This window comes from Brevibacillus sp. SYP-B805, assembly GCF_011059135.1.
Taxonomy (GTDB): Bacteria; Bacillota; Bacilli; order Brevibacillales; family Brevibacillaceae; genus Brevibacillus_F.
In genome coordinates, this window is record NZ_JAALGD010000005.1 from 147,275 (window position 1) to 158,956 (window position 11,682).

General features: G+C 59.7%; 9 protein-coding genes. 4 read left to right on the forward strand and 5 right to left on the reverse strand.

Going from position 1 to position 11,682, the window contains the following annotated elements; all coding sequences use genetic code 11:
• Positions 1-4: 4 nt before the first annotated feature.
• The 5 genes from G3578_RS08525 to G3578_RS08545 all read right to left on the reverse strand — a co-directional run bounded on the left by G3578_RS08525 (position 5) and on the right by G3578_RS08545 (position 5,298).
• Positions 5-823, reverse strand: coding sequence for a hypothetical protein (locus G3578_RS08525; protein WP_165211411.1), 819 nt, complete (start codon positions 821-823; stop codon positions 5-7).
• 81 nt (positions 824-904) lie between these two features.
• Positions 905-1,771 (reverse strand): pyrroline-5-carboxylate reductase, encoded by an 867-nt coding sequence (gene proC, locus G3578_RS08530; RefSeq protein ID WP_241254528.1) that lies wholly within the window; start codon positions 1,769-1,771, stop codon positions 905-907.
• Between the two features lie 29 nt (positions 1,772-1,800).
• A complete protein-coding gene (locus G3578_RS08535) occupies positions 1,801-3,081 on the reverse strand; it encodes a glutamate-5-semialdehyde dehydrogenase (RefSeq protein WP_241254529.1) in 1,281 nt (426 codons plus the stop codon).
• A 25-nt stretch (positions 3,082-3,106) separates the two neighbouring features.
• Entirely contained in the window at positions 3,107-4,231 is a 1,125-nt protein-coding gene (gene proB / locus G3578_RS08540) for a glutamate 5-kinase (protein ID WP_206529576.1), read from the reverse strand.
• Between the two features lie 458 nt (positions 4,232-4,689).
• Positions 4,690-5,298 carry a hypothetical protein gene (locus G3578_RS08545; protein WP_206529577.1) on the reverse strand — a complete coding sequence of 203 codons (609 nt, stop codon included), beginning with the start codon at positions 5,296-5,298 and terminating at the stop codon, positions 4,690-4,692.
• A gap of 188 nt (positions 5,299-5,486) precedes the next feature.
• Here G3578_RS08545 and G3578_RS08550 point away from each other — a divergent pair, with 188 nt between their 5' ends.
• From G3578_RS08550 to G3578_RS08565, 4 genes are all read left to right on the forward strand, one after another.
• Positions 5,487-5,903 carry a hypothetical protein gene (locus G3578_RS08550; protein WP_165211419.1) on the forward strand — a complete coding sequence of 139 codons (417 nt, stop codon included), beginning with the start codon at positions 5,487-5,489 and terminating at the stop codon, positions 5,901-5,903.
• Positions 5,904-6,186: 283 nt separating this feature from the next.
• Positions 6,187-8,595 carry a 3-hydroxyacyl-CoA dehydrogenase/enoyl-CoA hydratase family protein gene (locus G3578_RS08555; RefSeq protein WP_165211422.1) on the forward strand — a complete coding sequence of 803 codons (2,409 nt, stop codon included), beginning with the start codon at positions 6,187-6,189 and terminating at the stop codon, positions 8,593-8,595.
• 17 nt (positions 8,596-8,612) lie between these two features.
• A complete protein-coding gene (locus tag G3578_RS08560; RefSeq protein ID WP_165211425.1) occupies positions 8,613-9,791 on the forward strand; it encodes an acetyl-CoA C-acetyltransferase in 1,179 nt (392 codons plus the stop codon).
• Positions 9,792-9,818: 27 nt separating this feature from the next.
• A complete protein-coding gene (locus G3578_RS08565; RefSeq protein WP_165211428.1) occupies positions 9,819-11,597 on the forward strand; it encodes an acyl-CoA dehydrogenase family protein in 1,779 nt (592 codons plus the stop codon).
• Positions 11,598-11,682: the final 85 nt, after the last annotated feature.

An 11,682-nucleotide genomic window follows, 5' to 3' on the forward strand; every position in this document is an offset into this window, starting at 1 on the left:
CCGGTCAGGAATTATGCTTGTCGATGACGATCGAGAGCAGGTGGACATCGATGCTCGCGGGCGCGATATTCAGGCAGTAGCCCAGTTCTTCGTACAGCACTTCCTGCAGTTCCCGGACGACGGGGCGGATGGAGGAGCCGAACGGAAGGCGCAGCGTGATCGCCACGGTGATGCGCGGCAAATCCTCAAAGGAGTAGACCGTCTTGTGCACGCGGACCACCTCCGGGAAACGGGAGCAGGCGGCCTGCACGATTTTGCGCAGAACCTGTTCATGGATCTGGATGCGCCCGCCGGAGAAGGTCGGATGGACGACGGTGGTTTCCCCAATCACCTCTTTTTTGGGGGAGAGGATCTTCTGGGCGGAGGCGATCAACCGCTGGATCAGGTCTTTTTCCACTTCCACGCGCGGGATCGGAATCACATGCTTGCCCTGCGTCTCCCGGATATAGCGGGCCGCTTCGATCTCCTTGGCGGGTTTGATGCTCTCGATCGGAATATATTCAATCGGGGCGTCCAGCTGCAGCGTTTCCACGATGCGCCGGATCATTTTGCGGGACGTGCCCAGGACCAACAGCCGTTCCAGGTTCAGGCGTTCCAGTGCCCGGCGCACCTCTTCCGCATGGTCGCGGTAATGGAAGATCGCCCGTTTGACCGCTTGAATCCTGGTTTTTTCGTATTTGGCGGAGGTACCCGCGATTTTGCGCCCCTGATAGATCAAAATCCCGTCATCGAGAATGGCATCGATTTGCAGGCGATGGGCCAATTCGAGGGCGCTGGAACTTTTGCCGGTACCGCTGGTGCCGTACAAGGCGTAAATCCGCATGGGGGACACCTCCCGTTGCTTGAGGTTGGTCACGTACGTCAAGTATAGCACGGGGAGGCTCCGGCGGGTAAGCAGGTCCGTTCAGGCACCGCCGCCGACATGCTGGTATTGTTCCCCCAGCTCGCGGGCCCTTTCCGCAGCCCGCAGAATGGCCGCGGTGACGGCTTCCCGAAAGCGAAACGATTCCAGCACTTCCAGTCCGGCCTCGGTCGTGCCGCCGGGACTCGTTACCTTGCGGCGCAGCACGGCCGGCTCCTCCCGGGTTGCGAGCAGCATCTGCGCTGCCCCCAGGAGCGTCTGCACGGTAAGCTGGCGCGCCATCTGCGGGTGAAGCCCCGCTTTGGTCCCAGCCCCTTCCATCGCTTCCACCAGATAGTAGATGTAAGCCGGGCCGCTGCCGGACAGGCCGGTGATGATGTCAAGCTCCTGCTCCGGAACGGGGTAGACGGTTCCGATGGAGGTGAAGAGCAGGGTGGCGATCTCCAGGTGTTCCGCCCCGGCATGACGGCCGGCGGCAAGACCGGTGACGGACAGGCCGATCGCTGCTGATGTATTGGGCATCGTCCGGATGATTGGGCAGTCAACCCCCAGCCAGCTTGCGATCAGATCGGTCGAAACGCCGGCGATCACGGAGATCACCAACTGCTCTGGTCCCACCAGCCCGCGCAGGGAGGTGCATGCTTCCGCAGCATCCTTCGGTTTCATCGCGAGGATCAGCGTATCGCAGCTTTGCACCAGGGCTTTCCTGTCCCGCATGATCCGGACGCCGAAGCGTTCCTGCAGCTGCTGCAAGCGGCCATCGTCCGCACGGTTGGTCACATGGATCCGGTCGGATGAGAGCAGCTGCTGGCTGTGGATGCCGGCAAGCATTGCCTCGACGATTGACCCCGCGCCTAGAAAAGCCATCCGCATCGACTGCAGCCGATCGCGTGCGCTTGTTATTCCCATGTCTCTTGCCTCCTTCTCGTGGTGATGGTTCAACGGATCTGTCCGCTGCCGCGGATCAGGTACTTGCAGGATGTCAGGGCATGCAGCCCCATGGGACCGCGCGCATGGATTTTTTGCGTGCTGATGCCGATCTCCGCGCCGAAGCCGAATTCGCCGCCGTCGGTGAAGCGGGTGGACGCATTGTGATAGACAGCGGCCGCATCGATCCGGGCCAGAAACTGTTCGGCACTGCGCTCATCGCGGGTGATGATGGCTTCGGAATGGCCGGTGCCGTGTTCGGCGATATGGGCGATGGCTTCGTCCACGCCGCCAACCGTGCGCACCGCCAGGATCAGGTCGAGGTATTCCGTATCCCAGTCCTGCTCATCGGCGGGGCGGAGAATCGATGACAAGGCGGAATGCAAGCTGCGCGTCTGCTCGCATGCCCGCAGCTCGACACCCGCATCGTGCAGCCGCTGCAGCAGCGCCTGCTGATGGGCGAGGGGCCACTCCCGGTGGATCAGCAGGGTTTCCGCCGCGTTGCAGACGGCGGGGCGGCTGGTCTTGGCGTTCAGGACGATCGCCTCCGCCATGTCATAATCGGCGCTTTGATCAATAAAGATGTGGCAGTTACCTACGCCCGTTTCCAGCACGGGGACACTGGAGCTTCGCACGACGCGGTTGATCAGCTCGGCGCCGCCGCGCGGTATCATCACATCGACGAGACCGTTCAGGGAGCACAGGATGTCGATGGCTTCATGTTCGGTCTGGGATAGGTATTGAATCGCTTCTGCGGGAAGATTCAGAGAGTTCAGGGCGCTTCGGATGCTCTCGACCAGCGCCAGGTTGGAGCGCAGGGCGGTTCGGCTTCCCCGCAGGACGATCGCATTGTTCGTCTTCAGCGCGATGGCGGCTGCCTCGACCGTCACATTGGGCCTCGCTTCATACACCATGCCGATCACCCCGAGCGGCACGCGGACCTGTTCGATCTGCAGGCCGTTGGGACGCTGCCAGGAGGTGATCACTTCCCCGACAGGATCGGGCAGGGCAGCCAGTTCCTGCAGGCTGGCGGCCAGGGCTTCCATGCGCCGGTCGGTTAGCAGCAGCCGGTCGAGGTAGCTGGCAGGCAGCCCGGCCTCTTTCGCTCGTTCCACATCCTCCGCGTTGGCCGCCAGGATGGCCGCTTGATCATGGATAAGCTGTCGGGCAATGGCAAGCAGGGCATTGTTTTTGTCGGCGCTGCTCAGGCGAGCCAACTGGCGGGATGCCTGTTTCGCCAGCTTGGCCTGTTTTTCCACTTGTTCGCGCAAAGCGCTTGCGGTTGTTCTCATCGTCTCTCCTCCCATCCTTTGTCTATCACGCATGGTTGACGGCGGCGACGGCCAGGGCAGGAATCCACTGGTCGCGGTGAATCACCGTGCTGCCCCGTTTGCCATCCGCAGCGGCGGAAGCAAGGAGGGCGCCCAGATCGCTCGCGGCCAGGCGGCTTACCCCGCGTCCGATCAACCTGTCGTTGTGGTACACTTCGATCACGTCACCCGCCGCGAAGCTGCCGGCCACCTCCTTGATGCCGGCGGCAAGCAGGCTGCGCTGTTTGGCCAGCAGCGCTTCCGCCGCCCCGTCGTCCACGCTGATCCTGCCGTGAACCGGCGAGTGCAGGGCGATCCACTGCTTGTTCTTGGGCAGGAAGCCCGGCTGCCGGTTTTCCCGGGAAAAGCCTATATAGGTGCCATTGCCTGCGCCGTGCACGATGTGCCGCAAATCGTCGTCGCTCTCCATCTGCCCGATAAAGCTGGGGACGCCCAATGCCAGCGCCGTTTTGGCCGCCAGCAGCTTGGAGCGCATGCCGCCGGTGCCGAGGCGGGAAGCCCCGCCTGCCAGCTGTTCAATCTCTTCCGTAATGGCCGGAAGAGAAGAGATGCGCTTGGCATCGGGATGCTTCCGGGGGTCTTTGTCGTACAAACCGTTGGTGTCGGTCAGGATGATGTAGAAATCCGCGTGAACAAGGCCGGCCACCAATGCGCCCAGCATGTCGTTGTCCCCGAAGGTAAGCTCTGCCACGGATACCGTATCGTTCTCATTGATCACCGGTATGATGTTTTTGGCCAGCAGCAGGGACAGCGTCTGAAAGGCGTGATGGTAGCGTTCACGGTCGGAAAAGTCGCTGCGGGTAAGCAGGATTTGGGCGATGGTGAGGTTGTGTTCGGCAAACAGGGTGGAGTAGGTCTGCATCAGGACGCTTTGCCCGATCGCGGCCGCCGCCTGCTTGGCGACAAGCGTGCGGGGTCGCTGCTGATACCCCAACAGTTTGTAACCGCTCGCCACAGCCCCGGAAGAGACGAAGACGATCTCGTGGCCATCCGCCTTCAGCTTGCTGATGGCGTTGACCAGGCGCGACATTTTCCGCAGATCGCAGCCGCCCTGTGGAAACGCCAGCGTACTGCTCCCCGCTTTGATGACAATCCGCATCTTTTCCTTCATCACCGAATCCCTCCTCTCCAAATGAAAAAACCCTTTCATCCTTCGATAAGGACGAAAGGGTATCTCTTTCGCGGTACCACCTTACTTGACGGCAGTCGGCCAAATATGACCGTCGACTTTCCGCGTCGCCTTGTCGCTCCGCTGCTCACGTAGAATCTACGCTCCGCTGCTCGCGACTGCTGCTCCTTGAAATTCTCGGTCCTATTTGCCCGCTTCATTCAGGCCGTCCACTCTCTTTCTTTGATAACAGGAGAAAGCAACCTGTCCGGGTCGTCCCCGGCCGCTCCGGGACGGGTTCGGGCCGTTTCGCGGACGAAATCTTTCAGCCGGTGGATTTCGTTCTCTGTTCCGGAAAGAGGACCCTACTATTTCCCTTCAACGCTTTTCATTGGTATCGGGTTGATGTTTCAATAATTATGCTATCATCTGCATAAAAATGTCAAGCGTCAAGCGGTGCATCACTTGTATTTTTCGCTGCCGTAAGCGCCGATCCGCTTGGAAATCTCATACTGCCTGGTTTTTTTGTCGCGGACCAGCCGGTAGCGGACGGTCCGGTTCGCGGCCATTGAGGGAAGGGTGATGTCGCTGACGGTAGCCGTAATGCCGGTGGCGTCCGATGTGACGGAGGTGTTCCGCGTGGAGATCAGGACCGGCGTATCGGTCCGGTCAGGGGCCAGATAAGCCTTGCCCTTGACCAGCTTGATGTTCAGGTTGTCGTACATCGTTTCGGCGATCGGTCTGCTCCAGAAACGGGAGAAATATGCCAGGATTTTCTTCTTGCTGTCAAAGCGCTTGGGCAGCTCGCGGAACACCATGCCGTCCTCGATCACCTTCTTGCCGCCCGGATTGGAGGCGGCGGCGTAATGCAGCTCCTCGATCAAATGCTCGGCCCGGTTCAGGAAGAGCACAATGTCCCGTTTGTTGGCCGCCATGTTGTGGATGGCCGTCTTCTTCAGCTGCCGTTCTTTTTGCTGCTTCGCCTGCGTTTTTGCTTTTCCGGCCTGCTTGCCATCGCCGCAGCCGGTAATCAGCAGGCAGAACGCAAGCAGCGCCAGCCATTTTTTCATAAGGGACACCTCGCATGGAATCGGCATTATTTATAGAAATAGCATGCGTCTCAACCGCTGCGGAAAGCCAAGTTAACTTTTTCCATGGCAGGGGAGCCTCTTTACAGGAAAGAGTGACTTGTCTCTTTCCTGTCGATCGATTACTATCAAAAAGAACATAAATACTGTCCGATCGCAGAGGTGAAACCATGTTTGGATTCGGCAAAAAAGCTAAAAAATTGGAGGGAACGGATTTCCTCCTGATCAAGACAGATGAGGCGCGGAACCGGACCTTTTATCTGGTGGCATTCCCCAGCATTGTGTCCAATGACGTGGTCAGCATGCTGAAAAAGCTGGAGCGTTCGTCTTTCAACAAACCGGAATTTCTGGGGGAGATCGGCGGATTTCGCATCCTGACCCACATCGAAGGGGCAACAGGCTTTGACATCATCGACGAAGCGGATATGGAAGGGCATCCGGTGCAGATTCAGGACTTCGCCAACATTCTGCTGCGGCGGCTGGAGGCGCTGGAGGAGAGCGGCAAGTTCGAAGACTCCGAGGATCTTGCCTTTATCATGGGTGAGCTGACGATGCTCCGGGACGGCAGCTTCGTACCGCAAACATAAACGGTGATCGACGCGCCGCACAAGGCGAATTTGAGATTGCAAGCACACCCCGTTTCGATTACAATGAAAAATGAACGATGATTCAGTTTCCGGTCTGGAAGCGGAACAAATAAACATTCCACAACAGTGCTGCGTGGGATGTTTTTTTACACCGGGTTTATGAATGAGTATTCATTCAAAGAGGGCGGGTGCACATGAGACGGGCTGTACCAAAATAAGGTAGAAGGTGAACAGCGCATGGAGCACTGCCCAAACAGCGCCATACGTAAGGGGAGGGTACTTGATGGAACGCAAAATTCGCAAGGCGGCCGTTCTCGGCTCCGGCGTCATGGGAGCGGGGATTGCCGGACATCTGGCAAACGTGGGGATTCCCACCTATCTGCTCGACATCGTACCGCGTGAACTGACAGAGGAGGAGAGCAGGAAAGGGCTGACACTGGCTGATCCGGCCGTGCGCAACCGCATCGCGCAGGCGGGCAAGGAGCGCTTGATGAAGGAGAAGCCCGCGCCGCTCTACGACAAGGCCAACATCGATCTGATCACCGTGGGCAACCTGGAAGACCACCTACACCTGCTGGGTGATGTGGACTGGATCATCGAGGTGGTGGTGGAGAATCTGGACGTGAAGCGGAAAGTCCTCGAACAGGTGGAAGCGCACCGCAAACCGGGAACGATCGTTTCGTCCAACACCTCGGGCGTTTCCATCAACGAGATGTGCGAAGGCCGCTCCGACGAATTTCGGGCGCACTTCCTCGGCACCCATTTTTTTAATCCTCCGCGTTATCTGAAACTTCTTGAGATTATACCGGGACGCGACACGGATCCGGCCATTGTGGACTTCATGATGCGCTTCGGCGAATTCGTGCTCGGCAAAGGGACGGTTCTGTGCAAAGACACCCCCAACTTCATCGCCAACCGCATCGGCACGTTTGGCCTGCAGGTATCGCTCCAGGAGATGGTGCGGCTCGGCCTTGGCGTCGATGAAGTGGATGCCCTGACCGGACCGGTGATCGGCCGCCCGAAAAGCGCCACTTTCCGCACGCTCGACGTCGTGGGGCTGGATACGTACGTGCACGTCGCCAACAACGTGAAAAACAAGAGCCGGGACGAAGCCGAAAAAGCGGTGTTCGAGGTTCCCGCCTTCGTGCTGAAAATGGTGGAAAACGGCAGGCTCGGCCAGAAATCCGGACAGGGCTTCTTCAAACAGGTGAAGAGCGCCGAAGGGAAGGAAATCCTGGTCCTCGACTACAACACTCTGGAATACAGACCGCGCGTCAAGGCGAAATTCCCTTCCCTGGAGGCGGCCAAGACGGCGAAAACGCTGCCGGAAAAACTGAAAGCGCTTGTATACGGCAAGGACAATGGCAGCCAATTCCTCTGGAGCGTCTTCAAGCGGGTGCTGCTGTACGCGGCGGAGAAAGCCTACGAGATCGCCGACGATATCGTCGCGGTCGACAAGGCGATGAAATGGGGCTTCGGCTGGGAGCTCGGCCCGTTTGAGACCTGGGATGCCATCGGCGTGGAGAAATCGGTCGCCCGCATGAAAGAGGAGGGCGAGAAGATCCCGGCCCTGGTGGAAGAGCTGCTCGCCAGCGGCAAAACCTCTTTCTACCAAAGAAACGAAGGGCGTGTCTCCGCATTCGCCATCGGCGGCACCTACAAAGAGGTCGAAGAGAAGAAGGAAACGATCAACCTGGCGGCCTTGAAAGAGCAGGGCAAGCTGATCAAGAAAAATGCGGGCGCCGCGCTGATCGACCTGGGCGACGGCGTAGCCTGCCTGGAGTTTACCTCCCCGCATAACGCCCTCGGGGTCGATGTCCTGCAGATGGCAAGCTACGCCGCCGAAGAAGTGAAGCGCAACTTCGCGGGTCTGGTGATCGGCAACCAGGGCAAGAACTTCTGCGTCGGCATGAACCTGGCGATGGCCCTGATGGAAGCGCAGGACGAGAACTGGTTCGAGCTCGAAATGATGGTGAAAAATTTCCACAAGGTCGGCGAGGCGTTCCGCGCGATGGGACGGCCGGTTGTGGCCGCACCGCACGGCATGACGCTGGGCGGCGGCGTGGAAGTATGCTTCCTGGCCGACCGCGTGCAGGCTTCGGCGGAAACCTACATGGGTCTGGTGGAGGTCGGCGTGGGCCTGCTGCCTGGCGGCGGCGGAACCATGGAAATGCTGTTCCGCGCCATGGAAAACGTGCCGGAGGGCGGCACCGTGCCGGTTGACCCGTTCCCGTTCGTGGCACGCGCCTTTGAGACGATCGCCATGGCCAAGGTATCGACCAGCGGCAAGGAAGCGATCAGCCTCGGATACCTGCGGCCCACCGACCGCATCAGCATCAACCAGGATCACCTGCTGTACGACGCGAAGCAGCTTGTGCTGCAGATGGATAGGGAAGGCTTCACGCCGCGCAGGCCGCGCAAGATCCGCGTGATCGGCGAGACCGGCTATGCCACCCTGCGGCAAAACATCTACGCGATGCGGATCGGCGGCCTGATCAGCGAACACGACGAGCTGATCGCCAGCAAGATCGCCTACGTGATGTCCGGCGGCAGCGTCCCGGCGGGTACCGAAGTAAGCGAGCAATATATTCTCGAGCTGGAGCGCAAGGCGTTCCTGGAACTGATCAAAACCCCGAAAACGCAACAGCGGATGCAGCACATGCTGGCCAAGGGCAAGCCGCTGCGCAACTAGGAAAAGGAGGAGTAACCATGAGAGAGGCAGTCATCGTCGCCGGCGCGCGCACGGCCGTCGGCAAGTCGAAACGGGGCAGCTTGAAGGATGTCCATCCCGTCGACATGGGTGCCGCAGTTGTGCAAGACTTGCTGCGCCGCGTGCCGCAGTTGAATCCGGCGGAAATTGAAGACGTGATCATCGGCAACGCCGTTCCGGAAGCGGAGCAGGGCATGAACTTTGCCCGCCTGATCGGACTTCGCGCCGGGCTTCCCACCAATGTTTCCGGCATCACGGTCAACCGCTTCTGCTCCTCCGGTCTGCAAACGATCGCCTACGCGGCCCAGCAGATCATGGTGGGAGGCGCCGATGTCATCATCGCCGGCGGGGTGGAAAGCATGAGCCTGGTGCCCATGACCGGGCACAAGGTGGCGCTCAACCCGACGCTGGTGGAAACCATGCCGGAGGCCTACATGAGCATGGGACATACGGCGGAGCAGGTAGCGCGCCGCTACAACGTCAGCCGCGAAGACCAGGACGCCTTCGCGGTGGAAAGCCATCGCCGCGCCGCTGCGGCCATCGCGGCGGGCAAGTTCAAGGACGAGATCGTTCCCTTCCCCGTCAAACAGGTAACCGTGGACGAGAGCGGCAAGGTGCAGGTGAAGGAGTTTACGTTTGATACGGATGAGGGCGTGCGTCCCGACACCTCGATGGAGGCGCTGGCCAAGCTGAAGCCGGTGTTCCATCCGCAGGGCACCGTCACTGCGGGCAACTCTTCCCAGACCAGCGACGGCGCGGCCGCCGTGATCGTCATGTCGGCGGAGAAAGCGGCGGAGCTGGGCGTGGAGCCCATCGCCCGATTCCGTTCCTTCACCGTGGGCGGGGTGGACCCGGACGTGATGGGCATCGGGCCGGTCGTCGCGATCCCGAAAGCCTTGAAAATGGCGGGACTGACCCTGGCCGATGTCGATCTGTTCGAATTGAACGAGGCGTTTGCCTCCCAGTCGGTGGCGGTCATCCGCGAACTGGGCCTCGACCCGGCGAAGGTAAACGTAAACGGCGGGGCGATTGCGCTGGGCCATCCGCTCGGCTGCACCGGCGCCAAGCTGACCGTCTCTCTGCTGAACGAATTAAAGCGCCGGGGCGGCAGGTATGGTGTCGTCACCATGTGCATCGGCGGCGGGATGGGCGCCGCAGGCGTGTTTGAAATGGTGTAAAAAATTCCTTAGAAGGAGTGTTGAAAGATGTCCGAAACCCAAGCATTGATTCGCGGCGGCAGCTTTTTGATCGACGCCGGTTCGGCCGACGACGTGTTCACGCTGGAAGAGCTGACCGATGAGCAAAAGATGATGGCGGATACGACCGAGGATTTTATCCGCAACGAAGTACGCCCCCACATGGAAGAGCTGGAGCACCAAAATTTTGACCTGTCCGTAAAACTGTTGAAAAAAGCAGGGGAGCTGGGCCTCCTGGCTGCAGACGTGCCGGAGAAATACGAGGGCCTCGGCCTCGACAAGATCAGCGCCGCGCTGTTGGGGGAAAAATTCGCCCTGGCCCGCGGCTTCGCCATCACCTTCGGCGCACACGTGGGCATCGGATCCCTGCCGATCGTCTACTTCGGCAATGAAGATCAGAAGCGGCGCTACCTGCCTGACCTCGCGACCGGCAAGCGCATTGCCGCCTACTGCCTGACCGAGCCAGGCTCCGGCTCCGACGCGCTGGGCGCCAAGACGACGGCCAAATTGTCGGAAGACGGCAAATATTACATCCTGAACGGCACCAAGCAGTTTATCACCAACGCCGCCTTCGCCGATGTGTTCATCGTCTATGCCAAAATCGACGGCGAGCATTTCTCCGCCTTTATCGTAGAGCGTGAGTTCCCGGGCGTCTCGGTCGGTGCGGAAGAGAAGAAAATGGGGATCAAGTGCTCCTCCACCCGCCCGCTGATCCTCGAAGACGCGAAGGTGCCGGTCGAGAACCTGCTCGGCGAACCTGGCAAGGGCCATGTGATCGCGTTCAACATCCTGAACGTCGGCCGCTACAAGCTGGCGGTTGGCACGGTCGGCTCCGCCAAGCACGCGCTGCACCTTGCCACCACTTATGCCAAAGAGCGCAAGCAGTTCAAAACGCCGCTTGCCAACTTTGCCATCATCAAAAATAAGCTGGCCAATATGGCCACCAAAATCTATGCGGCCGAATCTTCCGTCTATCGCACGGTTGGCCTGTTTGACGCCGCGCTCTCCAGACTGGGCGACAAGGCGGAGGACGGCCGGGAAGTGGCCAAAGCGATCGCCGAATACGCCATCGAGTGCTCCATCAACAAAGTGTTCGCTTCCGAAGTGCTCGACTTCTGCGTGGATGAGGGCGTCCAAATCCACGGCGGCTACGGCTTCATCCAGGAGTATGAAATCGAAGGGATGTACCGCGATTCCCGCATCAACCGCATCTTCGAAGGAACCAACGAAATCAACCGCCTGCTGATCCCGGATACGCTGGTGAAGAAAGCGATGAAAGGCGAACTGCCGCTGTTGCAAGCGGCTGCCGGCCTGCAGGAAGAGCTGATGAGCTATTATCCGGAAGAGATCGAGGATGCGCCGCTCGCCCAAGAAAAACATCTGATCGAGATGACACGCAAGATCATCCTGATGGTGGCAGGCTCCGCGCTGATGAAATACCAGCAGGCCATTGCCCAGGAGCAAGAACTGCTGACGATTGCGGCAGACATGCTGATCGAGCTGTACGCGATGGACAGCATGGTGAAGCGCACCGAGAAGGCCATTGCGAAGAACGGTCTGGAGAAAGAGCAGCAGAAGCTGGATATGACCGCCGTCTATGTGCACGAAGCGTTTGACAGGGTGGAAGCATGGGCGAAGGAAGCGCTGGCCGCCATGGAAGAGGGCGACGATCTGCGCCTGCGCCTCTCCATCCTGAAAAAGCTGACGCGCCGCAATCCGCTCAACACCATCCATCTGAAACGGGCGATCGCCGAGCGTGTGATTGCAGCGGACGGCTACGTCGTGTAATCATCCGCCGCTTTGACAACCGGAAAAGAAGCTGGGGAACGCTCCTCAGCTTCTTTTTGACGGTTTGCAAACGGGAAACGGGTGA

Excerpts from the sequence above, each read along its gene's own strand:
- G3578_RS08525 (WP_165211411.1), bottom strand. The coding sequence starts at position 823 with ATGCGGATTTACGCCTTGTACGGCACCAGCGGTACCGGCAAAAGTTCC.
- proC (WP_241254528.1), bottom strand. The coding sequence starts at position 1,771 with ATGGGAATAACAAGCGCACGCGATCGGCTGCAGTCGATGCGGATGGCT.
- G3578_RS08535 (WP_241254529.1), bottom strand. The coding sequence starts at position 3,081 with ATGAGAACAACCGCAAGCGCTTTGCGCGAACAAGTGGAAAAACAGGCC.
- proB (WP_206529576.1), bottom strand. The coding sequence starts at position 4,231 with ATGAAGGAAAAGATGCGGATTGTCATCAAAGCGGGGAGCAGTACGCTG.
- G3578_RS08545 (WP_206529577.1), bottom strand. The coding sequence starts at position 5,298 with ATGAAAAAATGGCTGGCGCTGCTTGCGTTCTGCCTGCTGATTACCGGC.
- G3578_RS08550 (WP_165211419.1), top strand. The coding sequence starts at position 5,487 with ATGTTTGGATTCGGCAAAAAAGCTAAAAAATTGGAGGGAACGGATTTC.
- G3578_RS08555 (WP_165211422.1), top strand. The coding sequence starts at position 6,187 with ATGGAACGCAAAATTCGCAAGGCGGCCGTTCTCGGCTCCGGCGTCATG.
- G3578_RS08560 (WP_165211425.1), top strand. The coding sequence starts at position 8,613 with ATGAGAGAGGCAGTCATCGTCGCCGGCGCGCGCACGGCCGTCGGCAAG.
- G3578_RS08565 (WP_165211428.1), top strand. The coding sequence starts at position 9,819 with ATGTCCGAAACCCAAGCATTGATTCGCGGCGGCAGCTTTTTGATCGAC.